Origin of the sequence: Streptomyces sp. NPDC001634 (genome assembly GCF_040298185.1) — a bacterium.
Taxonomy (GTDB): domain Bacteria; phylum Actinomycetota; class Actinomycetes; order Streptomycetales; family Streptomycetaceae; genus Streptomyces.
This window is the reverse complement of the sequence record NZ_JBEOZU010000027.1, coordinates 40,820-65,655: the sequence shown is the minus strand read 5'-3', so window position 1 is coordinate 65,655 and position 24,836 is coordinate 40,820. Positions and strand designations below refer to the sequence as shown.

Sequence of the window (24,836 nt, the reverse complement as noted above, 5' to 3'; positions counted from 1 at the left end):
GATAAGGGGCGCGCACGGGCGTGGATGTGCCCCTGGGGATTGTGTTCGGTTTTTTCAGACGCGGATGACCTGCGGGCCCTGCAGCGAGTAGCGGTGGGCTTCGGAGGAGGGCAGCAGTGTGCTGGTGACGATGGCCTCCATCTGGCCGATCTCCGCGAACCGGCAGAAGCTCACCGCCCCGAACTTGGTGTGCACGCCGGCGAAGACCGTGCGGCGGGAGGCGCGGATGGCCTGGGCCTTGACCTCGCTGACCGCCGGGTCGGGTGTGGTCAGCCCGTGTTCGCGGGAGATGCCGTTGGCGCCGATGTACGCCAGGTCGATGACGAATCCGGCCAGCATCTTTGTCGTCCAGTGGTCGACGGTGGCGAGGGTGCCGGGCCGCACTCGGCCGCCGAGCAGCAGAACCGTGGTGTTCTCGGCCTCCGCGAGCGCGCCCGCGGTGGCCAGGGACGCGGTGACCACGGTCAGCGGCCGGTCCCGCGGCAGCGCCTCGGCGATGAGCTGCGGCGTGAATCCCTCGTCGACGAAGACGGTCTCGGCGTCCCCGAGCAGTTCGGCCGCGGCGGCCGCGATCCGGCGTTTCTCGGGTACGTGGCTGGTGGCGCGGAAGGCGAGGGTCGTCTCGAAGCCGGCGCTCTCCACGGGATAGGCACCGCCGTGGGTGCGGCGGACCAGCCCGTGGTCCTCCAGGGCGCGCAGATCGCGTCGTACGGTCTCCTTGGCCACGCCCAGTTCGGTGGCGAGCGTGGTGACGTCGACCGAGCCCGCGCGGCGAGCGGCTCTGACGATCTCGCGCTGGCGTTCCTCCGCGGTCCTGTCCGTCATCGCCGTCACCTGTCTTCCGTGCTCTTCGGCTCGTTCGCCGCCAAGGGCGCCCGAACCGGTATTGCCCGTTCGGGCCCGGTAGGGCTCATGGGGGAAGTTCTACAGCGGGTGCGCGACGGTGACCAGGCCTGTTACGGGCCCGAGTGTGCCCGATCCCGCCCGCTTGGCCGGATGTGTGCCCGCGTCGGACCTGGGGCGGAGCGGGGTGCCGGGTGAGATCGGGCAGCTTCCGTGCCCGAAAAGCGCAGCGGGCGGGCCCGTTCGGTGCCCGCCCGCCCTCGGAGTGCGCCGTCAGTACGGCCAGATCGGCGGGTTCGTGACGAAGTGGCCGCCCAGGCATGCGTGGGCCGGGTTGTCCGGCTCCAGCTCGCCCTGCTCGGCGATGAGCTTCTCGGCGTACGGCTCGGAGTCGTCCTGCGGCTCGTAGCCGAGAGCCCGGGCGGTGGTCAGGTCCCACCACAGCCGTGTGTTGGCGGACGAGCCGTAGACCACGGTGTGGCCGACCTCCTCGGCGGTCAGGGCCGCGTGGAAGAGGCGGGCGCCGTCCCCGGGGCTCATCCAGACGGAGAGCATGCGCACGCTGGACGGCTCCGGGAAGCAGGAGCCGATGCGCACGGAGACCGTCTCCAGGCCGTGCTTGTCCCAGTAGAACTGGGCGAGGTCCTCGCCGAAGGACTTGGACAGCCCGTAGAAGGTGTCCGGCCGGCGCGGGGTGTCGATCGGGATCAGCGGGTCGTCGCCCCGGGGGCGCGAGGTGAAGCCGACCGCGTGGTTGGAGGAGGCGAACACGATCCGGCGCACGCCCTCCTCGCGGGCCGCCTCGTACAGGTTGTACGTGCCCTCGATGTTCGCCTTCAGGATCTTGTCGAACGTGGACTCCAGAGAGATGCCCGCGAGGTGGATGATCGCGTCGACGCCCCGCACGGCCTCGCGCAGGGCCGCCTTGTCCGCGAGATCCGCGGTGATCGCGTCCGGCTCGCCCTCGACCGGCCTGAGGTCCAGGAGCCGCAGCTCGTAGCCGTACTGGGGCAGCAGTCCCCGCATCAGGGTGCCGAGTCCGCCGGCGGCGCCGGTGAGCAGAACGGTGCGGGGAGCGGGCATCCTCGGTTCTCCTTGTTCCGTGGCTCGTTCGCCGAGTCGACGTACCGTGGCTCGTTCGCCATTCAACGGCCGCATTCGTGTACAGCATTCACATTCATGGACACGCTAAGTAGTGTCCGCCGGGCCCGTCAAGTGTGACGGGGAGGGGCGAAAACCGCCTCCGTATTGCCGGTTTGCACGCTTGACCCGCCTCGAGGGGGCCTTTAGCGTGGGCGCGTTCAGAGATATGGACATGGATCAGAAACATGCACCAGGCGCGAGGTCCGGTCCGCGTGTGAGCGCCTGTTCAAGGGAGAGCCCGTGACGTCAGCCCCTCTCGCCGCTCGGCTCGGCATTCCCAGCGGGCCGCTGTTCTTCCCCGTGACCGCGTACGGGCCCGACGGCTCCCTCGCCCTCGACGTCTACCGCGCGCATGTGCGCAAGGGCGTGGAGGCGGGTGCCGCCGCCGTCTTCGCGTGCTGCGGCACGGGCGAGTTCCACGCGCTCACGCCCGAGGAGTACGAGGCGTGCGTGGGGGCAGCCGTCGAGGCGGCGGACGGGCGGGTGCCGGTCGTGGCGGGCGCCGGATACGGGACCGCGCTCGCCGTGCGGTTCGCAAGGCTCGCGGAGGGCGCCGGGGCCGACGGGCTGCTCGCCATGCCGCCCTATCTCGTCGTCGCCGGACAGGCGGGGCTGCTGCGGCACTACCGGGAACTGGCCGCGGCGACCTCGCTGCCGACCATCGTCTACCAGCGCGACAACGCCGTGTTCACCCCTCGGACCGTGGTCGAACTGGCCCGGACGGACGGTGTCATCGGCTTCAAGGACGGGTTCGGCGACCTGGATCTGATGCAGCGCATCGTCAGCGCCGTCCGCAGCGAGGCCCCGGGAGACTTCCTCTATTTCAACGGGCTTCCGACCGCCGAGCAGACCCAGCTCGCCTACCGCGGCATCGGCATCACGCTGTACTCCTCGGCCGTGTTCTGCTTCGTCCCGGAGATCGCCCTCGCCTTCCACAAGGCGCTGGGCTCCGGTGACGACACCACCGTCCACCGGCTCCTCGACGGCTTCTACCGCCCGTTCGTCGAACTGCGCGCCCAGGGCCGCGGCTATGCCGTCTCGCTGGTCAAGGCCGGCGTACGGCTGCGCGGTCTCGACGTCGGCGAGGTGCGGCCGCCGCTGCACGAGTCGGCCGAGGAGCACGTCAAACAGCTCGCCGGGCTGATCGACCGTGGGTACGAACTGCTGCAGGAGGGCATGTGAAGGCGTCGGCGTTCGTCTACCCCTGGGACGTCAACGGGGACCCGGAGGCGGCGGACCGCATCGCCGCGCTGGGCGTCCGCCAGGCGACACTCGCCTCCGCGTACCACTCCACGCGGGCGCTCACGCCCCGCCACCCGCGCCACCGCATCGTGACGGCCCGCCACGCGGCCGTGCTCTATCCGGCCGACGCTCGCTGGGAGGGCCGCACCCTGCGTCCCTACCCGGCCGGGGACTGGGCCCCGGGCGACGCGTTCGGCGAGGCGGCCGAGGCGCTCACCGGTGCGGGGCTCGACGTGCACACCTGGGTCGTGCTGGCGCACAACTCCCGCCTGGGGGAGGAGCATCCGGAAACCTCGGTGGTCAACGTGTACGGCGACCGCTACCCGTGGGCCCCGTGCATCGCGCAGCCCGGCACGCGCGCGTACCTCGTCGACCTCGCGGCCGAGGCGGCGGTGCGGCCGGGCGCGCGCGGGACGGAGCTGGAGTCGCTCGGCTGGTACGGTCTCGCGCATCTGCACGCACACGACAAGATCGCCGGGGTGGGGCTCGGGGACGCCGGGCAGTACCTCATGTCGCTGTGCTTCTGCGAGAGCTGCCGGCAGGGGTACGGGGATCATGGCCTGGACGCCGGTGAACTGGCGGCAGCGGTACGGGCCGCCGTGGAGCCGGTGTGGCGCGGCGCGCCCTCCGACGGCGGGTGGGCGGGAGTCGAGAAGCTCCTGGGCGAATCCCGGTCTGCGGCCACGCGCGCGTGGCGCGACGAAACCGCCCGCACGCTCCAGGAGACGGCGGTCGCTGCCGTTCGCGCGGCCGCACCCGACGGCTTCCAGGTACTGCTGCACGCCGACCCCGTGTCCTACCACTGCGGTGCCAACGCGGGCGTCGACCCCGCGCACGTCCTGTCCGTCGCGGACGGAGTCGTGGTGCCCTGCACGGGCGGTGCGGGCCTGCTGACCCCGTTCGCGGAACAGGGCCGGGAGGGTGCCGTCCTCGCGGCCAACTTCACCGTGGTCGCCGGGATGGGCGGCAGCCCGGGGACCCTGGAACAGGACGCGCGAAGGGCGGTGGAGCAGGGCGCCACGCAACTGCGGCTCTATCACGCCGGGTTGGCGTCCGACGGCGACCTGGAGGCCGTGCGCGCGGCACTCGCCCGGCTCTGAGCCAGGGGGCCGCGACGGTCGTACCGCCGCGCGCGGTCCGCCGGACGGAAATCCGTTGGAAGCTGTCAGTAATGCCCCTGGGGCGCGCAGGGACGTGGACCTGGCGTGGTGAGCCGTTCCCGCGCCGGCCGGTCGCGTCGTCCGCACGACCCCAGGAAGGCACCCCCGTGCAGTACCTCGCGCCGATCGGCATGGGCGTCCTCTACGTGCTGCTCCTGATGTCCCTCCTCCGCGAACCGCACCGGCGGCGCCTCAACGCCGTCATGGCCGCCGGAGCCGGGCCGCCTACCTCAGCGGCGGCGGCCTCGGCGGCCAGGAGTTCGCGTTCACCGCCCTCGCCACCTATGTCGCCCACCGAGGCCTGGACTCGTGGACCTTCATCGGCATCGGCCGGCTGCTGCACACCGCGTGGGACGTCGTGCACCACCTCAAGGGCCACCCCATCGTCCCCTTCGCCCACGGCTCTTCGCTGGGCTGCGCGATCTGCGACCCGGTGATCGCCCTGTGGTGTCTGCGCGGAGGGCCCTCCCTGCGTGAGCTTCTGCGCGGTGGGCGGTCCCCGGTCGTCCAGGACCGGACGGCCGCGTGACGCGGACCCCTTGGCGGGCCCCCGGGCGATGAGTTTCGCGGACGTCGTCGGTCTACCTCCTGAGAACCGATGAACGCGGAGGTAAAACAGATGACCGACACGATCCTCGACCTGGAACCGCAGACGCGGATCGTCGCCCGGCTCGCGGCCGGGGTGCGTGACGAGCAGCTCACGGACGTGACGCCGTGCCCCGAATGCGCGGTGCGCAACATGCTGGGCCATCTGGTCGGGCTGGCCGTCGCCTTCCGGGACGCCGGACGCAAGGACCTGGGCGTCACCACGGACACCAGCCCGAACGCCGCCGTGCCGGACATCGGGCCCGGCTGGCGCGAGGAGCTGCCCAAGGCGCTCGACGAGCTGGCCGGGGCCTGGCGCGACCCGGCGGCCTGGACCGGCATGACCCGGGCGGGCGGCGTGACCCTGCCGGGCGCGGTCGCGGGCGCCGTCGCGGCCGATGAGCTGGTGATCCACGGCTGGGACCTGGCACGGGCCACCGGCCAGGAGTACGAGCCGGACCCGGCCGCGCTGCAGGCGTCGTACGGCTTCCTCCTCGCGGCGGCCGAGGAGTCGGGCCGCGGCAACGGCGCCTTCGGCCCCGTGGTGCCCGTCCCGGGCGACGCCCCGCTCCTCGACCGTGCCGTCGGCCTCAGCGGACGCGATCCCGGCTGGAAGCCGTAAACGGCGCCAAACGCTTGAAGCCGTAAACAGACTGAAATGGAGGACGAACCCGGACCCGGATACGTACCCTCCCCACCATGCCCCTCAGCCTCACAGTCCTCGGCACCGCCTCTCCGCACCCGGGGCCGGACCGCCCCTGCTCCGGCTATCTGCTGCGCGGCGGGGGCGCCGAGGTATGGCTGGACGCCGGGCCCGGCACCTTCGCGGAACTGCAGCGGCACACGGATCCCACGCGGCTCACCGCGATCTGGGTCTCGCACCTGCACGCGGACCACAGCGCCGACCTGCTCTGTGCCGTCTACGCCTTCGCCTACGGCGGACTCACCCCGCCGGCGCCGATCCCGGTGTACGCGCCGGGCGACTGCGTACGGCGCCTCGCGGGGTTCTTCGGGCACCCGGACGTGCGGTTCCTGAGCGGCATCCTCGACTTCCGGCCCTTGTACGACGGCCATTTCGTCCAGCACTGGAACCTGCGCCTCACCGCGCGCGCCGTCGCCCACGACACCGAGGCGTACGGGCTGCGCGCCGAGTGCCAGGGGAGCGTCCTCGCTTACTCCGGGGACAGCGGCCCCTGCGATGCACTCGCCGAACTCGCCTCCGGCGCCGACCTGTTCCTGTGCGAGGCCGACATCGACCGGCATCGCGAAGGCGAACAGCAGGTGCATCTCACGCCCGAGGACGCGGGTGCCTGTGCGAAGGGCGCGCGCGAGCTCCTGGTCACCCACGTGGGACCCACGCTCACCCGCGAGGCGGCCGTGGGGCGCGCCGCCGCGATCTTCGGCGGCCCGACCGCCGCCGCCCGCGAGGGCGAGACGAAGACCGTCTGAACCGGCAACCTCAACTTCCTTTGCCAGAAGCGTTGACGAAATACATGAGCGCTCCTACGTTCGTCGCGTCGTACTTCGTACGTCATATATGAGACGCGATACGCGAGATCAGATACGCGAGATCCGAGAGGCGCGCATGACCTCTGTGCCCACGCCGATTCCCTCCCGCACGCAATTTGTGCTGGAGGGGATCAAACACCGCATTCTCACCGGACAGCTGACGCCCGGCCAGGCCCTGGTCGAGACCGAACTCGCCGCATTGTTCGGGGTGTCCAAGACCCCCGTGCGCGAGGCGCTCAAGACCCTGGCCGGGACCGGGCTCGTCGTGATGAGCCAGTACAAGGGTGTCACGGTGCGCATGGTGGACGCGGACATGGCGCGTGAGGTCTACGACGTCCGGCTGCTTCTGGAGCCGGAGGCGCTGCGGCGCTCGGTGCGGCGCGGGGCCTCCCTGGACGCCGCGCGCGACGCGCTGAACCGTGCGGACGCGGCCACGGACACCGCCGAACGCTCCCTGACCAACCGGGAGTTCCATCGCGCGCTGTACACGCCGTGCGGCAACCCGCTGCTCGGCCGGATGCTCGACGAGGTCCGCGACCAGGCCGCCCTCGTCTCCGCCGTCGCCTGGGCCGCCGACCCCTCCTGGGAGCGGGAGGCCACCGAGCACCGGGAGATCCTGCGGCTCGCCCTGGAGGGCGAAGCCGACGGCGCGGCGCAGGCCCTGCACGCCCACATCGCGTCGTTCGTCCGTCGAGCGTTCCCCCAGGCCGGGGAAGAGGAAGGTCAGGAATGAGCAGCGTGGCGTTCGAGGACCAGCGGGCGGCCCTGGCCGACGTGGTGGCGATCCCGGTCACCCCGTTCGCCGAGGACGGCACCGTCGACCGGGACGTCCATCGGGCCCTGCTGCGTCGCCTGCTCGACGGCGGGATAAGAACCCTGACGCCCAACGGGAACACGGGCGAGTTCTACGGACTCACCCCCGAGGAGCGGCGCCTCGTCACCGAGCTGACCGTCGAGGAGGCGGGGGGGCGGGCCGCGATCCTGGTGGGCGTGGGGCATGACGTGCCCACCGCCGTCGCCTCCGCCCGGCATGCCCGCGAGCTCGGCGCCGGGATGGTGATGGTCCACCAGCCCGTGCATCCCTACGTCTCGGCCGGCGGCTGGGTCGACTACCACCGGGCCATCGCGGAGGCCGTGCCCGAGCTGGGCGTGGTCCCCTACATCCGCAATGCCCAGCTGCCCGGCACCCGGCTCGCCGAACTCGCCGACCACTGCCCGAACGTCATCGGGGTGAAGTACGCCGTCCCGGACGCCGCCCGCTTCGCGGGCTTCGCACGGGACGGGGGCCTCGATCGCTTCGTATGGGTGGCGGGGCTCGCCGAGCCGTACGCCCCCTCGTACTTCTCGGCGGGCGCCACCGGCTTCACCTCCGGGCTCGTGAACGTCGCCCCGGCCGTCTCGCTGAACATGATCGAAGCGCTTCGATCGGGCGACTACCCGGCTGCCATGAAGGTCTGGGAGCAGATCCGCCGCTTCGAGGAACTGCGCGCGGCGAACGGGTCCGCCAACAACGTCACCGTTGTCAAGGAGGCCCTCGCCTCACTCGGCCTGTGCCGCCGCGACGTGCGCCCGCCCAGCAGGACGCTGCCCGAGGAAGAGCGCGCCGAGGTCGCCGCCATCGCCGCCGGGTGGCCCCTGTGAAGCGGCCCGAGGAGCTCAGAAGCCACCAGTGGTACGGCGCCGACGGGCTGCGTTCCTTCAGCCACCGGGCCCGCACCCGTCAGCTCGGCTACCTTCCCGAGGAGCACCTGGGCAAGCCCGTCATAGCGATCCTCAACACCTGGTCCGACATCAATCCCTGTCATGTGCACCTCCGTGATCGGGCCCAGGCCGTGAAACGGGGGGTGTGGCAGGCGGGCGGCTTCCCGCTGGAGTTCCCGGTCTCGACGCTCAGCGAGACCTTCCAGAAGCCGACCCCGATGCTCTACCGCAATCTGCTCTCGATGGAGACCGAGGAACTGCTGCGCTCGTACCCGGTCGACGGGGCGGTGCTGATGGGCGGCTGCGACAAGTCCACGCCCGCGCTGCTCATGGGGGCGGCGAGCGTCGACCTGCCCACCGTCTTCGTGCCCGCCGGGCCCATGCTGCCGGGCCACTGGCGGGGCGAGGTCCTCGGCTCCGGCACCGACATGTGGAAGTACTGGGACGACAAGCGCGCCGGGCTCATCGGCGACTGTGAGATGGCGGAGCTGGAGAGCGGACTCGCCCGGTCGCCGGGGCACTGCATGACGATGGGTACGGCATCCACGCTGACGGCCGCCGCCGAGGCGCTCGGCGTCACCGTCCCGGGCGCCTCCAGCATCCCGGCCGTCGACTCCGGACACGACCGCATGGCCGCCGCGTCGGGCCGCCGCATCGTCGAACTGGTCCACAAGGGCCGGAAGTTGAGCGACATCCTCACCCCCGAGGCCTTCGAGGACGCGGTGACCACGGTCCTCGGGCTCGGCGGCTCGACCAACGCCGTGATCCATCTGATCGCCATGGCGGGACGGGCCGGCATCCGGCTCACCCTCGACGACTTCGACCGCATCGCGCGGAGGGTCCCGGTGCTCGCCAATGTGCGGCCCGGTGGCGAGCGGTACCTCATGGAGGACTTCCACTTCGCGGGCGGCCTGCCCGGGTTCCTGTCCCGGATCCCGGACCTGCTGCACCTGGACCGGCCGACGGTCTCGTACGACACCCTGCGCGAGCAGATCGCGGGCGCCCAGGTGCACGACGACGACGTCATCCGGCCCCGCGACAACCCGGTCGCGAGCGAGGGCGGGGTCGCCGTACTGCGCGGCAACCTCTGCCCGGACGGCGCCGTCATCAAGCACATCGCCGCCGAACCGCACCTGCTCAAGCACACCGGGCCCGCGGTCGTCTTCGACGACTACAAGGCGATGCAGCGGACCATCAACGACCCCGGGCTGGGCATCACGGCCGACACCGTACTGGTACTGCGCAACGCCGGACCCAAGGGCGGTCCGGGCATGCCCGAGTACGGGATGCTGCCCCTGCCCGACCACCTGCTGAAGCAGGGTGTACGGGACATGGTGCGGATCTCCGACGCCCGGATGAGCGGCACGAGTTACGGGGCGTGCGTGCTGCACGTGGCGCCGGAGTCGTACGTCGGCGGACCGCTGGCCCTCGTACGGACCGGGGACAGCATCACGCTCGACGTCGAGGCGCGCACCCTCCGGCTCCATGTGGACGACGCGGAGCTGGAGCGCCGCCTGGCGGAGTGGACGCCGCCGCCCGAGCGGTACGAGCGCGGCTACGGCGCGCTCTACAACCAGCAGATCACCCAGGCGGACACCGGCTGCGACTTCGAGTTCCTGGCCCGGCCGGGCCAGGTTCCCGACCCGTACGCCGGCTGACCCGTCCCAGACCCCGGCCGCTGCACGGACGGCACCGAGCACCACCGTTGAAGCGCTTCACCCGTGCGTATGGAGCAAGCGCTTCCTGCACCCGCTGTAAACGCCCCACTGCGAACGGAGAACAGTCATGGCCCAAGCCGCAGCCGTGGCGAAACCGCCCGCGCCACCCCGGCGGCGCCGTGCCTCCGCGACGCCGCGCAGGCTCCCGTACCTGCTGATCGCCCCGGCGGCCCTGCTGATGCTGGGCTTCATCGCCTACCCGGTCGTCAGCGTCTTCTACTACAGCCTGCAGAACTACAACCCCACCAAGCCGTGGCGGAACGGCTTCGCGGGCTTCGACAACTTCGTCCAGGCCTTCACCAAGGACCCGCAGTTCTGGGACACGCTGACCTTCAGTGCGAAGTGGGTCTTCGCCGAGGTCGGACTGCAGCTGCTGCTCGGGCTCGCGCTGGCGCTGATCGTCAACCAGACGTTCGTCGGGCGCGCACTGGGCCGCGCGCTGGTCTTCTCCCCGTGGGCCGTCTCCGGCGTACTGACCTCCGCGATCTGGGTGCTCCTCTACAACTCCCAGACGGGCATCACCCGTTATCTCGCCGACATGGGCATCGGCTCGTACGGCACCAGCTGGCTGTCGGACACCTCGACGGTCTTCCCGGCGGCGGTCGTCGCCGACCTGTGGCGCGGGGTCCCCTTCTTCGCGATCCTCATCCTCGCCGATCTGCAGTCCGTCTCGAAGGACCTGTACGAGGCCGCCGAGGTCGACGGGGCGAGCCGCCTCAAGCAGTTCTGGCACATCACGCTGCCGCACCTGAAGGACGCCATCGTGCTGTCCACACTGCTGCGCGCGGTGTGGGAGTTCAACAACGTCGACCTGCTCTTCACCCTCACCGGCGGCGGCCCGGCGGGCGAGACCACGACACTCCCGCTCTACATCGCCAACACCAGCGTCGACGCCCACAACTTCGGATACGCCTCGGCGCTCACCACGGTCGCGTTCGTGATTCTGCTCTTCTGCTCGATCGTCTATCTGCGGCTGAGCAAGTTCGGAGGTGGGGACAAGTGATCACCAAGGAGGCCACCCCGGTGGCGCCCGCTCCCGAGCGCCCGGCCCCCGAGCCCCGGCAGCGGGCGCAGAAGCACCGACGTGCCTGGGACGAGGTGCCCCGCCGGCAGATCTATCTCCCCCTCTCGGTCTACCTGGTCTTCACCCTCATCCCCTTCTACTGGATTCTGCTGTTCGCGCTGCGCCCGGCCGGCTCGACCTCCCTCGTGCCCTGGCCGGTCACCTTCGACCACTTCCAGAAGGTGTGGACCGAGCGGAGCTTCGGCACCTACTTCCAGAACAGCGTGCTCGTCGGCGTCTCGACCCTGGTGATGACGACGCTGGTCGCGCTGGCCGGCGGCTACGCCCTCGCCCGGTTCGACTTCCGGATCAAGCGTGGCTTCATGCTGGCCCTGCTGTGCTCCCAGTTCGTGCCGGGCGCGCTGCTTCTGGTCCCGCTGTTCGAGATCTTCGCCAACCTGCGGATGATCAACTCGCTGGGCAGCGTCATCATCGCGGAGACGGTCTTCCAGCTGCCCCTGTCGATGATCCTGATCAGCAACTTCATCAAGAACGTCCCGTACTCCCTGGAGGAGGCGGCCTGGGTCGACGGCTGCAACCGGCTGCGCGCCTTCCGCGTGGTCGTCCTCCCGCTGCTGCGGCCCGGGCTGATCGCCGTCGGCTCCTTCGCCTTCGTGCACTCCTGGAACCACTTCCTGTTCGCCCTGATGTTCCTCAACAACCAGAGCAAGCAGACCATCCCGGTGGGCCTCAACACCCTGATGAGCGCCGACAGCGTCGACCTTGGGGTGCTCGCCGCGGGCGGCATCATCGCCGCCGTACCCGTCGTGATCGTGTTCGCCTTCATCCAGAAGTGGCTGATCACGGGCTTCAGCGCGGGGGCGGTGAAGGGATGAGACACCCCCAGGCGGCCCCCGTCCGGCGGCTTACCCTGCTCGGAAAGATCGACAGCGCCAGGAAGGCCGACCGAGAGGCGGCGCGCGGCGCGGGCGCAGGGAGGATCCCATGAGCACAGCCGTCCCGATCGTCCTGGCGGGCGCACGCGGTCACGGCCGCTGGCACGTCGACAACATCCTTCGACTCCAGGAGAAGGGCGTCGTCCGGCTGGCCGGGATCTGCGAACTCACCCCGCTGGCCGTGGACGAGATCCCCGAGGGCCTGGGCACCCCCGTCCAGTCCGCCGACTTCGGCGCCCTCCTCGACACCACCGGCGCGCGGACCGCCGTGATCTGCACACCCATCCCCACCCACACCGACCTGGCCCTCACCGCCGCCGAGCGGGGCGTGCACATCCTGCTGGAGAAGCCGCCCGCGCCCTCCTACGCCGAGTTCCGCCGCATGGCCGACGGGGTCGCGAAGGCGGGAGTGGTCTGCCAGATCGGCTTCCAGTCGCTGGGCTCGCACGCCGTGCCCGCGATCCGGGAACTGATCGCCGAGGGCGCGATCGGGGAGGTCATGGGCGTCGGCGGGGCCGGGGCCTGGGCGCGCGACGAGGCGTACTACCGGCGGGCGCCCTGGGCCGGCAGGCGCCGCCTGAACGGCGTCGACGTGGTCGACGGCGTGCTCACCAATCCCCTCGCCCATGCCGTCGCCACCGGCCTCGCCCTCCTGGGCGCCACCCGCGCGCAGGACGTCATCCGTGTCGAGACCGAGCTGCTGCGCGCCAACGACATCGAGTCCGACGACACCTCCTGCGTCCGCGTGAGTACCAGGAACGGCCCGGTCACCGTGGCCGCGACCCTGTGCGCGGAGGAGCCCGGGGAGCCGTACGTCCTGGTGCACGGAGATCACGGCCGGATCACCTACTGGTACAAGCAGGACCGCGTCCTGCTCCAACGGGCGGGCCACGGCCCGGAGGAGACCGAGTACGGCCGCACGGACCTGCTGGAGAACCTCGTCGAGCACCTCACCACCGGCGCCGCGCTGCTCGTCGAACCCGACGCGACGGGCGCGTTCATGAAGGTGGTTGAAGCGATTCGGCTGGCCGACGACCCGGCCGCACTGCCCTCCGACGCCTGGCACCTCCTCCCCGGCGAGAACCGCAGGGTGGTGCGCGGCATCGACGGACTCGTCGCGGCCTCCGCCGACACCCTCGCCCTCTACTCCGAGCTGGGCGCCTCCTGGGCTCTACCGAAAGAGGTGAGCACATGACGACCAACGACACCCTGGTCCTGCGCGTCGCGGGCCGCCCCGTCGGCCGCTACGTCACCCGGCCCGAACTGCCGGCCCGCCTCTCCCCACGCCCCTACCTGCACCCCGTCACCACCCTGTCCGGCACGGCGGTCACCGAACTGAGCCCCGCCGACCACACACACCACCTCGGCGTCGGTGTCGCCGTTCCCGACGTCGAGGGGCACAACTTCTGGGGCGGGCGTACCTTCGTCCGCGACCACGGCCCGGCCGAGCTGGACAACCACGGTGCCCAGCGCCACACCGCCTTCCAGCTGCGGGACCCGGACGGCTTCGTCGAGGAGCTGCGCCGGGTGGCCGCCCGCAACGAGTTACTGCGCGAGCGCCGAACCGTCGCCGCCACCGAACTCACTGACACCGCATGGGCGTTGGACTTCACCTTCTCCCTCACCAATGTGACGCCCGGCCTGCTGTCGATCGGCAGCCCCGCCACCAACGGGCGCCCCGGCGCGGCCTACGGCGGCTTCTTCTGGCGCGCCCGCAGGGAGGCGTCGGCGCCGGACGTCTTCACCGCCGACCGCGTGGGCGAACCGGCAATCCACGGCACCCGCGCCCACTGGCTCGCCCTCGCCGGCGCCGGATGGACGCTGGTGTTCGCCGGGGCCACCGACGACACCCGCCGGGACCCGTGGTTCGTGCGCGCCGACGAGTACCCGGGCGTCGGCTCGTCCCTGGCCTTCGACGAGCGGGTCGCCATCGGCCCCGGCGACACGCTCGTACGCCGGATCGTCACGGTCGTCGCCGACGGGCGGCTCGGCCGGGACGAGGCCGCTGCCCTGGTACGGAAGGCGGTGAGCCCATGAGCCTCGTGAGCGCCGACCTCGGCGACGGGACCTACCGCAACCCGGTCCTCGACGCCGACTGGTCCGACCCGGACGTCCTCCGCGTCGGCGACGACTTCTACCTGACCGCATCCAGCTTCGGCCGCGCCCCCGGTCTGCCCCTGCTGCACTCCCGGGACCTGGTGAACTGGACACTGGTCGGCCACGCCCTCGAACGACTGGAACCCGAGGCCGGGTTCGCGGCCCCGCGCCACGACTGCGGCGTCTGGGCACCGTCCCTGCGCCATCACGACGACCGCTTCTGGATCTTCTGGGGCGATCCCGACCAGGGCGTCTTCCAGGTCAACGCCCCCGGGGTACACGGTCCTTGGACCCGCCCGCACCTGGTCAAGGAGGGCAAGGGCCTGATCGACCCCTGCCCGCTGTGGGACGACGAGACCGGCGAGGCCTACCTCGTGCACGCCTGGGCCAGGTCGCGCTCCGGCATCAAGAACCGCCTCACCGGCCACCGAATGCACCCCGACGGGACCACCGTCCTGGACGAGGGCAAGGTGATCGTCGACGCGGACCGCATCCCCGGCTGGTTCACGCTCGAAGGACCCAAGCTCTACCGGCACGACGGCTGGTTCTGGATCCTGGCGCCCGCCGGGGGAGTGGAGACCGGCTGGCAGGGCGCCTTCCGCTCGCGCGGGTTCTTCGGACCGTACGAGGAGAAGGTCGTCCTGGAGCAGAAGGACACCGGCGTCAACGGGCCGCACCAGGGCGGCTGGGTGCGCACCCCGTCCGGTGAGGACTGGTTCCTGCACTTCCAGCAGCGGGGCGCGTATGGACGTGTGGTGCACCTCCAGCCGATGCGCTGGGGTGGTGGGGAAGGCTGGCCGGTGATCGGTGACGACGGTGCCCCCGTCGCCGTGCACCGCAAACCGGATCTGCCGCCGCAGCCGCCCGCCGCGCCCGCCACCGACGACGACTTCCCCGGTGGGCGCTACGGCCGGCAGTGGCAGTGGACGGCCAACGCCCAGGAAGGCTGGGCCACCCAGCACTCCGCGGACGGGCTGCGGCTGACCTGCGTACGGTCGGCCCACGCGCACGACCTGCGCAGACTGCCGAACGTGCTCACCCAGCGGCTGCCGGGACGCCCGTGCGCGGTGGAGGTGGAGCTGCGGCTGACCAGCGAGGAGCCGGGGGCCAGGGCCGGGCTCGCCGTGCTCGGGGACGCGTTCTGCTGGATCGGACTGCAGCGGGGCGCGGACGGGACGGTCCGCCTCGTGCACCGGTTCGCCGAGACGGGAGGGGAGACGGAGCGGGACGCCGGCCATCCGCGCCCTGCACCCGAGGGGTGGGCGCGGTTGCGGATCGAGATCGGGGCCGGAGCGCGCTGCCGTTTCTCGTACGACCTCGGAGACGGCGCCCGCCCCTCCGGCCAGGTCTTCGCCGCCACCCCTTGGCGCTGGGTCGGTGCCCTGCTCGGCCTCTTCGCGCTCGCGCCCACCGGCCAGGGGCATGCCGGCGCGGCGACCTTCACGCAGTTCCGGATCAACCCCCTGTAACCACCGCACCCGTACGCCTGTTGGGAGCCGCAATGACGCACCTCCGTAGCAAGCGCTTGCCGTTCATCCCCCACGACTTCATGTCTCCGTTGGATCCAGAAGAAGAGAGCCGGCCAATGAAGATCAGCAATCGCAGAAGCAGGCGTGCCGTCCTGTCCGTCGCCCTGGGTTCCGTTGTCGCGCTGACCGCCACCGCCTGCGGTGACGACGGCAGCGGCGCCGCGGGGGACAAGGGCAACGAAGGCTCCGGCAAGGGCACGATCACCTTCTGGGACAACAACGGTGGGGTGCGCACCGACATCTGGAAGCAGATCATCGCCGACTTCGAGAAGAAGTACCCGAACATCAAGGTCGACTACGTCGGTGTACCGGCGGCGAGCGCCCAGTCCAAGTACGACACCGCCATCCAGGGCGGCGGCCTGCCCGACGTCGGCGGCGTGGGCACCGCGATGCTCGCCGAGGTCGCGGCCCAAGGGGCGCTGGAGCCGCTCGACAGCCGGATCGAGAAGAGCTCGCTCAACGGCAAGCTGAGCCAGAACCTGCTCGCCGTCACCAAGTCGGCGGGTGGCGGTGACGCCATCTACCAGGTGCCGACCTCGGCCAACAACGGCACGCTGTGGTACCGGACGGATCTGTTCCAGGCCGCCGGGCTGGACGCTCCGGCCACCTGGTCGAAGTTCTACGCGGCCGCCGACAAACTCACCGACAAGGGAAAGAACAAGTTCGGCTTCACCATCCGCGGCGGCGCGGGCTCCATCGCACCGGCACTGGACGCGGTGTACGGCCAGACCGGGATCACCTCGTTCTGGAACGCTGACAAGACCACCGTCAACGATCCGAAGAACGTGGCCGCCCTCGAGAAGTACGTCGCGCTCTACAAGAAGGACACCCCGTCCGCCGACGTCAACAACGACTTCACCAAGATGGTCGCCCAGTGGGACAGCGGCACCATCGGCATGCTGAGCCACAACCTGGGCTCCTACCAGAACCATGTGAAGGCACTGGGTGCGGCCAAGTTCCGCGGCATCCCGAATCCGACTCTGGACGACGGCACACGCGTACAGGTGTCCAATCCGGTCGACGGGCTGAGCCTGTTCAAGGCCGGCAAGAACAAGGCGGCGGCCTGGAAGTTCATCGAGTTCGCCGTCTCGCACGAGGAGAATTCCAAGTTCAACCAGTCCGCGGGCCAGGTCCCGGCGAACACGGACGCGGCCAAGGACGCCTGGATCCAGCAGGCCGAGCCCACGAAGCTCGCCGCGGAGGCGCTGAACGGGGCCAGCGCCAAGATCGTGCAGCTGCCGTACTACCTGCCCGACTGGAACACCATCTCCAAGGCCGACAACGAGCCGAACTTCCAGAAGGTGCTGCTCGGGAAGATGACTGCGAAGCAGTTCCTGGACACGCTTGCCGATCAGCTCAACAAGGCGCAGGCCGAGTGGAAGAAGAGGAAGGGGTAGGGCTCCGCAGGTTCAGCCGCGGTTCGGTCCGTGGTCGGCGAGGTCGAGTTTCGACTGCGGGCCGTCCGTGGCTGGGCGCGCCCACGGGGCGGAGCCAGATATTCGATTCAGCCCCGCGCCCCTGTCTCTCCCACCCCTTGGTTCTCTCCCACCCCTTGGTCGAAAGGCGCACCGTAGTGTCCCTCACCCGTAGACAGGTCACCTCGGCGGCCGTCGCCGCCGTTCCCCTCGCCTTCTCGGTCACCGGGCCCGCGCGGGCCGCGGGCGACCGCACCCTCTACATCGCCGGCGACTCCACCGCCGCTCAGAAGTACGCCGACGCCGCGCCCGAGACGGGGTGGGGCATGGCGTTGCCCTTCTTTCTCCGTGACGGTCTCGTCGTCGCCAACCACGCCATGAACGGGCGCAGTTCCAGGAGCTTCGTGGACGAGGGGCGGCTCGACGCCATCCTCGCCGTCATCCGGCCCGGTGACATCCTGCTCGTCCAGTTCGCCCACAACGACGAGAAGAGCGCCGACCCCACCCGGTACACCGAGCCCTGGACCACCTACCAGGACTGTCTGCGCCTCTACATCGACGGCGCGCGGGCCCATGGTGCGCGCCCCGTGCTCGCCACCCCTGTCGAGCGCAGGAAGTTCGACGCGGACGGCAAGGCCCTGCCGACCCACGGCGAGTACCCGGCGGCGATGCGCGCCCTCGCCGCGGACGAGCACGTGGCACTGCTCGACATCGAGGCCCTCTCGCTCGCGTTGTGGCAGAAGCTCGGCGTCGAGGAGACCAAGAAGTACTTCAACTGGACGACCACCGAACAGGACAACACCCACTTCAACCCGCCCGGCGCGATCGCCGTGGCCCGTCTCGTCGCGGGCGAGCTGCTGCGCCGGCGGGTGCTGGCGCCCCGGAACGTCCGCCGGCTGCACGAGGAGATCCCCGAGTCCTGGATCACCTGGCCTCCGGCCCCCACCGCATAACCACGCATCCAGCCAAGGAGAGCCGCACCCATGCGCACATTGAAATGGCATGAGCATGTCATTACTGGGACTGTGCTGACCGGCTGCACCGCCCTGGTCCTCGCCCTCACCGGCCCCGCCGCCCACGCCGTCCAGCCCCGCGACCTCGGCCGCCAGACCCTCGCAGCGAACGACGGCTGGGGCTCCTCCGGTCCCGGCACCACCGGCGGCGCGGCCGCCGACGCCGCGCACGTCTACACCGTCAGCACCTGGGACGCGTTCAAGGCCGCGCTCGCCGACGGCGGCACCGCGCCGAAGATCATCAAGGTGAAGGGCACGATCGACGCCGACGGCCCGAGCTGCGCCTCCTTCGAGGTGCCCGGCTACGACTTCGACACCTATCTGAAGACCTACGCCCCGGAGACCTGGGGCCGCACCAAGAACCTGGACGGTGAGCCCGACGGCAGCCCCGAGGGACTGCGCCGCGCATCCGCCGCCCTGCAGGACGCCTACGTCAAGGCGTACGTCCCCGCCAACACCACCATCGTCGGCATCGGCAAGGACGCCGGTTTCATGGGTGCCAGCCTGCAGATCAAGGGCGTCGACAACGTCATCGTCCGCAATCTCAGCTTCGAGAGCCCCCTCGACTGCTTCCCGCAGTGGGACCCGACCGACACCGCCGACGGCAACTGGAACTCCGAGTACGACAGCGCGGTGATCTACGGGTCCACCCATGTCTGGATGGACCACAACACGTTCACCGACGGCGACCACCCCGACAGCTCCCTGCCGTACTACTACGGCCGGATCTACGAGCAGCACGACGGCGAGCTGGACATCGTCAAGGGCGCCGACTACGTGACAGCCTCCTGGAACGTCTTCGAGGACCACGACAAGACGATCCTGATCGGCAACAGCGACAGCGCCTCCACGGCCGCCGTCGACCGCGGCCACCTCAAGGTCACCTTCCACCACAACCTGTTCTCGAACCTGCTGGAACGCGCCCCGCGCGTCCGCTTCGGGCAGGTCGACTCCTACAACAACCACTTCGTCGCGGGCACGGACTTCTCCTACAGCTACGGCATCGGCATGGAGTCCCAGCTCGTCGCCGAGCACAACGCCTTCACGCTCCCGGACGGCATCAGCGCGGCGAAGATCCTGAAGAAGTGGAAGGAGGCGCCGCTCACCGCCGACGACAACTACGTCAACGGCACGCTCACCGACCTGATCGTCGTGCACAACGCGGAGATCCCGGGCGAGACCCTCCAGTCGGGCGCCGGCTGGACGCCGACCCTGCGCACCAGGGTCGACCCGGCTCAGGCCGTGCCGGGCATCGTCGACCATCGTGCGGGCGCCGGAAAGGTCTGCTGACCGTGGAAGCGACCATGGGACGCAGAGCCTTCCTCGTCGCGAGTGCCGGCGCCGCCGTAGCGCTCGGCCTCGCGGCCCCCGCCCGGGCGGCCTCCGTGTTCGGACGGTACGGCTCCCCGTCCGCACGCCTCGGGGACAGGACCCTGTACGTCCACCCGGACGGCGCGGGCGACTTCACCAGCGTGCAGGGCGCCGTGAACGCCGCCGGCGGCACCTCCGAGGCGTCAAGCACCGGGGGAGGCAGCGGATTCACGCTGATCATCGCGCCGGGGACGTACCGGGAGACGGTCTTCGTCGACGCCACCCGCACCGGTATGACCTGGATCGGCGCTTCCGGGAACCCCCGGGACGTGGTGGTCGTGTGCGACAACGCCAACGGCACACCCAAGCCCGGCGGCGGCACGTACGGCACGTTGCGCCGATCGAGAAGGTATCGATCGGGCAACGGGCCTCGCGCAGACAGGGGTGACGCGCGTAGAAATCTTGTCATGCATAAGCCACTTCGCATCGCGGCCCTCGCCGCGGCCTGTGTCGTCGCCGGTGGGGCCCTGTACGGCGCCGGCGCGGCCACCGCCGGTCAGTCGACGGCGAACTCCACCCACGAGCCCTACAACATCGGGCTCCTGGTCAAGGACATCGACACCTACTACGGCACCACGCTCGACAGCAACGGCGTGTACCAGGCGTCCGCGGACAGCCCGTACGCCAAGGACCTGGCGCACATCGAGGCGGACGCCAAGCACTACATCGACAAGGCGGCCCGCAAGGCCCACCACCGGGGCGAGAAGCCCGCGGTCGTCTTCGACATCGACGACACGCTGCTGCTCAGCCTCGACTACGAGAAGAAGACCAACTACACGTACAACCCGGCCACCTGGGCCGACTACGTGGCCAAGGCCGACCGCCCGGCCGTCCCCGGCACCCCCGCGCTCGTCCAGTACGCCAAGGACAAGGGCGTCGAGGTCTTCTACAACTCGGGCCTCAAGGAAGCGCAGCGCTCCGCCGCCGTCGAGAACCTGAAAAAGGTCGGCGCCGACATCAACCTCGACGCCGACCACATGTTCCTCAAGGACGCGGCCAACCCGCCGTCCTACCTGAGCGACTGCGCGACCCCGGGCACCTGGAAGTGCACGACCGTCCAGTACAAGTCGGGCACCCGCGAGCACATCGAGTCCCTCGGGTACGACATCATCGCCGACTTCGGCGACCAGTACTCCGACCTCGACGGGGGTTACTCCGGCAGGACGTACAAGCTCCCGAACCCGACGTACTTCGTCAGCTAGTCCGTACGGGCAGCCCGATCGACTCCAGGGCTCAGCTGCTGGCCGGATACGCGGCCAGCAGCCGCTCGTACTCCGCCTTCGTCACCGGGAGCACGGTGCCGTGGCGCGGGCTCGAGGGGAGCTGGTAGTCCGTGGACGGCGTCCACTTGCCCGAGTCCAGGTCGGTGGTCTCGAACGGGACATAACCCCGGCCGCCGTACTCATCGATGAACAGGTACCACTTCTTCCCGGTGTTGGACCGGAAGACCGTCGGGCCCTCACCCCGGCTGATCGTCCCGCTGCCGATGCAGTCGGAGACGAAGCCGTACGACGTCGACGTCAGGCTCCTCGACTTCTCCGCGGTGATGAACTTCGAGCACGGGGAGTCGGAGGACGGGTTCCGTTCGTCCTTCGTGTAGCGGTAGTACGCGCCCTTGTACTTGATGACGGTCGAGTCGATCACCGAATAGCCGGGGTCGTCCCAGACCTTCGGGGCGCTGAAGGTGCGGAAGTCCCGCGTCGTCGCGTACAGCATCTTGTTGTACGTCGAGCCCGTGTGGTCGGGGTCGTCGTCGGCGTACAGCTTCGACGCCCAGAAGACCACGTACTCGCCGAGCACGTTGTCCCAGTACGCCTCGGGCGCCCAGGTGTTGCCCGCGTTGTCGGGCGCGACCTTCACCAGACGCTGGTCGGTCCAGTGGACCAGGTCGGTGGACTCCCAGATCATGATGGACCTGCTGCCGTGGCGCTGGACGTAGTCCCAGCTGCCGCTGCTGTTCCGGTACATCCTCAGGTCGGTGGCGATGAGATAGAACTTGTCGCCCTTGGGGGAGCGGATCACGAACGGATCGCGCAGCCCCTTCTCGCCGATGGTGGAGGTGAGGACCGGCTGCCCGGCGTTCAGCTCCCGCCAGTGCAGCGGGTCGTTGCCGCGGCTGAGGGCGTAGCGGATCTGCTCGCCGTCGGCGGTGCCCTCGCCGGTGAAGTAGGCGAAGAGGTAGCCGGCGTACTTCTGGTGCTTCACATGCGGTGCTCCGGGTCGTGCGGGGCTGGGCGGTGCGGCGAGCAGGCCCAGCAGGAGAGCGAACAGGGGGACCAGGAGCGTGCGGGCGGTGCGGCGTCGCATGACACATCCTGTGGGAGTCTGGGGGTTTCTGTTGAGTGAGCTGCCTTCGGAGTGTCACCAGCGGGGGACGGTACGTCAATCGGTGCGGGAGGGGTTGAGGGGAGCGAAAGTTTCGATCGCTTTCGCGGGGCCGGCGGCAACCCTTTCCGCGGCGGCGGCGACCAGGGATCAGAAGCGGGCCGGAACGGCCCGTCCGGCCCGCTTCGCCGACCGATTCCTAGGAAAGGAACGCCCGTGCCTCAGAGCACCGGACGCCACCGCCGCACCCGTACGCTCTCGATCGCCGCCGCGGTGGCCGTCGCCGCGGGGGCGGGCGGTGTCTACCTCGGCCTCTCGAACGGCGGAGCCCAGGCTGCCTCCACCACGGTGACCGTCTCCACCACGGCCCAGCTCCAGTCGGCCGTCGCGAACGCCGCCGCCGGTACCACCATCCAGGTCCGGGGTGGCACCTACTACCCGACCGCCACGCTCAAGTCCACGGCGAACGGCACCGGTTCGGCGCGGATCACGCTGGAGGCGTACGGCAGTGAGACGGTGAAGATCGACGGCTCCAAGCTGCCCGCGGGGTCCTGGCTGGCCGGGATCTACGGCGACTACTGGACCGTCCAGAACCTCACCTTCCAGAACTCCCCCGCCCAGGGCTTCGTCGCCACCTCCTCCGTCAGCGGCATCTTCAAGAACCTCGTCACCGCGAACAACGGCGACTCCGGCTTCACGCTGCGCGGCGACGGCACGACGGACAACCTCGTGCAGAACCTGGACAGTTACGGCAACTACGACCCCGCCGACCACGGCCAGAACGCCGATGGCATCGCCATCAAGTTCGGCTCCGGTACCGGCAACAAGGTCACCGGCGCCCGCCTCTACAACAATGCGGATGACGGGCTGGACCTGTGGCAGTTCTCCTCGCCCGTCACCATCGAGCACTCCTGGGCGTTCGGCAACGGCAAGAACCGCTGGAACGACCGCGCCTTCGAGGGCAACGGCAACGGCTTCAAGCTCGGTGGCGGCGGCGCCTCGGTCGCCCATGTCGTCAACAACAACGCGGCCTGGGACAACGCGGGCAACGGCTTCACCGAGAACTCCAACACCGGTGCGATCGTGCTCAACCGCAACACCGCGTACGCCAACACCGACGCGGGCTTCTACTTCGCCACCGGCAAGGCGCGGCCGGCCCGGAACCTCGCCGTGAGCAACAAGGGCGGTCTGTCCAAGCTGGGCGCGTCCACCGTGTCCGCCGGCAACAACTGGGACAGGGGGGTTTCGACTCCGGCCTTCAAGTCGACGGATGCGACCACCACGTACGCCTCCCGGAAGTCGGACGGGTCTCTGCCGTCGACCACGTTTCTGACGACGGGCTCCACGGCGATTGGTTCGACAATGAACTGACCGCCGGAAACGGCGGGTTCGCAGGCTGCAGGTCGTCTGTGGCCGGCCGCGCCCACGCGGCGGAGCCGCACAGTGTCACCGCCCCGCACCCCTCGCGGGGCGCGAACGCCCCCGCCGTCGTCATGGGCGGGGGCGTTGCTCCCACTGGTGGAAGGGGTTGCCCCCGGACCGTCACTTCACGCCGAGGATCTGCTCCACCGGATCGATCGCGAAGTACACCAGGAACAGCGCTGACACGCCCCACAGCAGCCAGTTGACCTCCTTGGCCTTGCCGAGGACCGCCTTGATGACGATGTACGACAGGAAGCCGGCGCCGATTCCGTCGGTGATCGAGTAGGTGAACGGCATCGCGGCGATGGTGAGGAAGGCCGGGATGGCGATCTCGTACTTGTCCCAGTCGATGTGCTTGACATGGGTCATCATCAGGAAGCCGACGGCGATCAGAGCGGGTGCCGCCGCCTGGAGCGGAACGATGGTCAGCAGCGGGGTGAGGAAGAGCGCGAGCCCGAAGAGGCCGCCGGTGATCAGGTTGGCGAACCCGGTGCGTGCGCCCTCGCCGACGCCGGCCGCGGACTCGATGTAGGCGGTGTTGGACGAGCCGGAGGCGACACCGCCGGCCACTGCGGCTGCGCCGTCGATGAACAGGACGCGGCCGATGCCCGGGACCTTGCCGTTCTCGTCGAGCAGTCCCGCCTCCGCGCTGATGCCGACGATGGTGCCCATGGCGTCGAAGAAGTCCGACAGGATCAGGGTGAAGACCAGCAGGACGGCGGTGAGCACGCCGGCCTTCCCGAAGCCGCCGAACAGGCTGAAGTGACCGACGAGTCCGAAGTCCGGGCTCGCCACGATCTTGTCGGGCACCTTCGGCGTGGTCAGACCCCAGCTCTTGATGTCGGCGACGGAGTTGACGACGATCGCGACGACGGTCATGGTCACGATGCTGATCAGGATCGCGCCCTTGACCTTGCGTGCGAGCAACGCGATGGTCAGCAGCACACCGAGACTGAACACCAGCACGGGCCAGCCGGTCAGCCGCCCCACGGCGCCCAACTGCACCGGTACGGTGGTGTTCGCGGCGTCCGGGATACGGCTGACGAACCCGGCGTCGACGAAGCCGATGAAGGCGATGAAGAGGCCGATGCCGACGCCGATCGCCTGCTTGAGCTGGTGCGGGATGGCGTTCATGATCGCCTCGCGCAGTCCGGTGAGGACCAGGACGCAGATGAGGATGCCCTCGAGGACGACGAGGCCCATCGCGTCGGCCCAGCTCATCAGCGGGGCGAGCTGGAAGGCCACGACGGCGTTGAGGCCGAGGCCGGCGGCGATAGCCAGCGGGAGATTTCCGCCGACGCCCATGATGATCGTCATCACACAGGCCACCAGGGCGGTGGCGGTGACCAGTTGGCCCGTGTCCAGCTGGTGGCCGAACTTGTCCTTGGCACTGCCCAGGATGATGGGATTCAGGACAAGGATGTAGGCCATCGTGAAGAACGTGGCGAAGCCGCCGCGTATCTCACGGCCGAAGGTGGAGCCCCGTTCTGAGATCTGGAAGAACCGGTCGACGCCGTTCGCCGCTGGAGTTGCGGCACTTGGCTTGTCGGCCACCTTCTGTCTGTCGGACATGGCGATACTCCTCGTTGCCTGTTGAACCAGTGCGGGATGTTGGCTGGATTGTTCCCGCGGTGAACCGGTTTCAGGTTTTCCCCGTGTTACGGATTCGGAGAGTTCGGCCTGTCATACGGCGTTCGATGACCTGTACGAACACTGCTACGCTTCCGGATCTCGACCGGGATGCACTCCGGACGTACGCATGGCATTCACATGACACACACAGGTGCCCGCAGAGGTACCGGAA

The 24,836-nt window shown here is 69.8% G+C and carries 20 protein-coding genes and 2 pseudogenes; 18 read left to right on the top strand and 4 right to left on the bottom strand.

All coding sequences use genetic code 11. The annotated features are described in order from the left end of the window. Positions 1-54: 54 nt before the first annotated feature. Together ABT186_RS19930 and ABT186_RS19925 are read right to left on the bottom strand one after the other, a co-directional pair. Positions 55-825, bottom strand: a complete 771-nt coding sequence (locus tag ABT186_RS19930) for a DeoR/GlpR family DNA-binding transcription regulator (RefSeq protein ID WP_351223376.1) — start codon at positions 823-825, stop codon at positions 55-57. 291 nt (positions 826-1,116) lie between these two features. Then, complete coding sequence (locus ABT186_RS19925) at positions 1,117-1,926, bottom strand: NAD-dependent epimerase/dehydratase family protein (RefSeq protein ID WP_351926103.1); 810 nt, start codon at positions 1,924-1,926, stop codon at positions 1,117-1,119. 300 nt (positions 1,927-2,226) lie between these two features. Here ABT186_RS19925 and ABT186_RS19920 point away from each other — a divergent pair, with 300 nt between their 5' ends. The 17 genes and pseudogenes from ABT186_RS19920 to ABT186_RS19840 all read left to right on the top strand — a co-directional run bounded on the left by ABT186_RS19920 (position 2,227) and on the right by ABT186_RS19840 (position 20,487). Then, a complete protein-coding gene (locus tag ABT186_RS19920) occupies positions 2,227-3,168 on the top strand; it encodes a 5-dehydro-4-deoxyglucarate dehydratase (RefSeq protein WP_351223372.1) in 942 nt (313 codons plus the stop codon). Beyond that, complete coding sequence (locus tag ABT186_RS19915; RefSeq protein ID WP_351926101.1) at positions 3,165-4,328, top strand: hypothetical protein; 1,164 nt, start codon at positions 3,165-3,167, stop codon at positions 4,326-4,328. The genes ABT186_RS19920 and ABT186_RS19915 overlap by 4 nt, the downstream gene beginning before the upstream one ends. Positions 4,329-4,495: 167 nt before the next feature. After that, positions 4,496-4,917: pseudogene (locus ABT186_RS19910) on the top strand (DUF6010 family protein). Positions 4,918-5,007: 90 nt separating this feature from the next. Further along, the gene (locus tag ABT186_RS19905; RefSeq protein WP_351223368.1) at positions 5,008-5,595 is read left to right on the top strand and encodes a TIGR03086 family metal-binding protein; all 588 of its coding nucleotides are present in this window, start codon (positions 5,008-5,010) and stop codon (positions 5,593-5,595) included. A gap of 77 nt (positions 5,596-5,672) precedes the next feature. Continuing rightward, on the top strand, positions 5,673-6,422 hold the full coding sequence (locus tag ABT186_RS19900; RefSeq protein ID WP_351223366.1) for an MBL fold metallo-hydrolase: 750 nt from the start codon (positions 5,673-5,675) through the stop codon (positions 6,420-6,422). Between the two features lie 136 nt (positions 6,423-6,558). After that, on the top strand, positions 6,559-7,215 hold the full coding sequence (locus ABT186_RS19895; protein ID WP_351223364.1) for a GntR family transcriptional regulator: 657 nt from the start codon (positions 6,559-6,561) through the stop codon (positions 7,213-7,215). Next, positions 7,212-8,123, top strand: a complete 912-nt coding sequence (locus tag ABT186_RS19890) for a dihydrodipicolinate synthase family protein (protein ID WP_351926099.1) — start codon at positions 7,212-7,214, stop codon at positions 8,121-8,123. The genes ABT186_RS19895 and ABT186_RS19890 overlap by 4 nt, the downstream gene beginning before the upstream one ends. Further along, complete coding sequence (araD, locus tag ABT186_RS19885; protein WP_351223360.1) at positions 8,111-9,841, top strand: L-arabinonate dehydratase; 1,731 nt, start codon at positions 8,111-8,113, stop codon at positions 9,839-9,841. The genes ABT186_RS19890 and araD overlap by 13 nt, the downstream gene beginning before the upstream one ends. A 127-nt stretch (positions 9,842-9,968) precedes the next feature. Beyond that, the gene (locus tag ABT186_RS19880) at positions 9,969-10,904 is read left to right on the top strand and encodes a carbohydrate ABC transporter permease (protein WP_351926097.1); all 936 of its coding nucleotides are present in this window, start codon (positions 9,969-9,971) and stop codon (positions 10,902-10,904) included. Next, positions 10,901-11,800 carry a carbohydrate ABC transporter permease gene (locus ABT186_RS19875; RefSeq protein WP_351223356.1) on the top strand — a complete coding sequence of 300 codons (900 nt, stop codon included), beginning with the start codon at positions 10,901-10,903 and terminating at the stop codon, positions 11,798-11,800. The genes ABT186_RS19880 and ABT186_RS19875 overlap by 4 nt, the downstream gene beginning before the upstream one ends. Positions 11,801-11,909: 109 nt before the next feature. Continuing rightward, entirely contained in the window at positions 11,910-13,055 is a 1,146-nt protein-coding gene (locus ABT186_RS19870) for a Gfo/Idh/MocA family protein (protein WP_351926095.1), read from the top strand. Then, positions 13,052-13,897, top strand: coding sequence for a DUF6807 domain-containing protein (locus tag ABT186_RS19865; RefSeq protein ID WP_351223352.1), 846 nt, complete (start codon positions 13,052-13,054; stop codon positions 13,895-13,897). The genes ABT186_RS19870 and ABT186_RS19865 overlap by 4 nt, the downstream gene beginning before the upstream one ends. Beyond that, positions 13,894-15,426 (top strand): glycoside hydrolase family 43 protein, encoded by a 1,533-nt coding sequence (locus tag ABT186_RS19860; RefSeq protein ID WP_351926093.1) that lies wholly within the window; start codon positions 13,894-13,896, stop codon positions 15,424-15,426. The genes ABT186_RS19865 and ABT186_RS19860 overlap by 4 nt, the downstream gene beginning before the upstream one ends. Positions 15,427-15,542: 116 nt before the next feature. Then, positions 15,543-16,883 (top strand): ABC transporter substrate-binding protein, encoded by a 1,341-nt coding sequence (locus tag ABT186_RS19855; RefSeq protein ID WP_351223348.1) that lies wholly within the window; start codon positions 15,543-15,545, stop codon positions 16,881-16,883. 176 nt (positions 16,884-17,059) lie between these two features. Further along, a complete protein-coding gene (locus tag ABT186_RS19850; RefSeq protein ID WP_351223346.1) occupies positions 17,060-17,854 on the top strand; it encodes a rhamnogalacturonan acetylesterase in 795 nt (264 codons plus the stop codon). A gap of 30 nt (positions 17,855-17,884) precedes the next feature. Further along, positions 17,885-19,204: a pectate lyase family protein gene (locus ABT186_RS19845; protein ID WP_351926091.1), complete on the top strand. Its 1,320-nt coding sequence runs from the start codon at positions 17,885-17,887 to the stop codon at positions 19,202-19,204. Positions 19,205-19,692: 488 nt separating this feature from the next. After that, positions 19,693-20,487, top strand: a complete 795-nt coding sequence (locus ABT186_RS19840) for an HAD family acid phosphatase (RefSeq protein WP_351223386.1) — start codon at positions 19,693-19,695, stop codon at positions 20,485-20,487. Between the two features lie 37 nt (positions 20,488-20,524). Here ABT186_RS19840 and ABT186_RS19835 read toward each other — a convergent pair. Beyond that, positions 20,525-21,592: pseudogene (locus ABT186_RS19835) on the bottom strand (glycoside hydrolase family 43 protein); the annotation flags it as partial. A gap of 234 nt (positions 21,593-21,826) precedes the next feature. Between ABT186_RS19835 and ABT186_RS19830 the strand changes: the two are divergent. After that, on the top strand, positions 21,827-22,981 hold the full coding sequence (locus tag ABT186_RS19830; protein WP_351926089.1) for a right-handed parallel beta-helix repeat-containing protein: 1,155 nt from the start codon (positions 21,827-21,829) through the stop codon (positions 22,979-22,981). Positions 22,982-23,152: 171 nt separating this feature from the next. On the opposite strand, the gene ABT186_RS19825 is transcribed toward ABT186_RS19830, so the two are convergent. Further along, positions 23,153-24,604: an NCS2 family permease gene (locus ABT186_RS19825; protein ID WP_351926087.1), complete on the bottom strand. Its 1,452-nt coding sequence runs from the start codon at positions 24,602-24,604 to the stop codon at positions 23,153-23,155. Between the last annotated feature and the right edge of the window lie 232 nt (positions 24,605-24,836).

Bases quoted from the DNA above. Each gene is read 5' to 3' on its own strand.
- ABT186_RS19930 (WP_351223376.1), bottom strand. From the start codon at position 825: ATGACGGACAGGACCGCGGAGGAACGCCAGCGCGAGATCGTCAGAGCC.
- ABT186_RS19925 (WP_351926103.1), bottom strand. From the start codon at position 1,926: ATGCCCGCTCCCCGCACCGTTCTGCTCACCGGCGCCGCCGGCGGACTC.
- ABT186_RS19905 (WP_351223368.1), top strand. From the start codon at position 5,008: ATGACCGACACGATCCTCGACCTGGAACCGCAGACGCGGATCGTCGCC.
- ABT186_RS19900 (WP_351223366.1), top strand. From the start codon at position 5,673: ATGCCCCTCAGCCTCACAGTCCTCGGCACCGCCTCTCCGCACCCGGGG.
- ABT186_RS19895 (WP_351223364.1), top strand. From the start codon at position 6,559: ATGACCTCTGTGCCCACGCCGATTCCCTCCCGCACGCAATTTGTGCTG.
- ABT186_RS19890 (WP_351926099.1), top strand. From the start codon at position 7,212: ATGAGCAGCGTGGCGTTCGAGGACCAGCGGGCGGCCCTGGCCGACGTG.
- ABT186_RS19880 (WP_351926097.1), top strand. From the start codon at position 9,969: ATGGCCCAAGCCGCAGCCGTGGCGAAACCGCCCGCGCCACCCCGGCGG.
- ABT186_RS19870 (WP_351926095.1), top strand. From the start codon at position 11,910: ATGAGCACAGCCGTCCCGATCGTCCTGGCGGGCGCACGCGGTCACGGC.
- ABT186_RS19865 (WP_351223352.1), top strand. From the start codon at position 13,052: ATGACGACCAACGACACCCTGGTCCTGCGCGTCGCGGGCCGCCCCGTC.
- ABT186_RS19860 (WP_351926093.1), top strand. From the start codon at position 13,894: ATGAGCCTCGTGAGCGCCGACCTCGGCGACGGGACCTACCGCAACCCG.
- ABT186_RS19855 (WP_351223348.1), top strand. From the start codon at position 15,543: ATGAAGATCAGCAATCGCAGAAGCAGGCGTGCCGTCCTGTCCGTCGCC.
- ABT186_RS19845 (WP_351926091.1), top strand. From the start codon at position 17,885: ATGCGCACATTGAAATGGCATGAGCATGTCATTACTGGGACTGTGCTG.
- ABT186_RS19840 (WP_351223386.1), top strand. From the start codon at position 19,693: ATGCATAAGCCACTTCGCATCGCGGCCCTCGCCGCGGCCTGTGTCGTC.
- ABT186_RS19825 (WP_351926087.1), bottom strand. From the start codon at position 24,604: ATGTCCGACAGACAGAAGGTGGCCGACAAGCCAAGTGCCGCAACTCCA.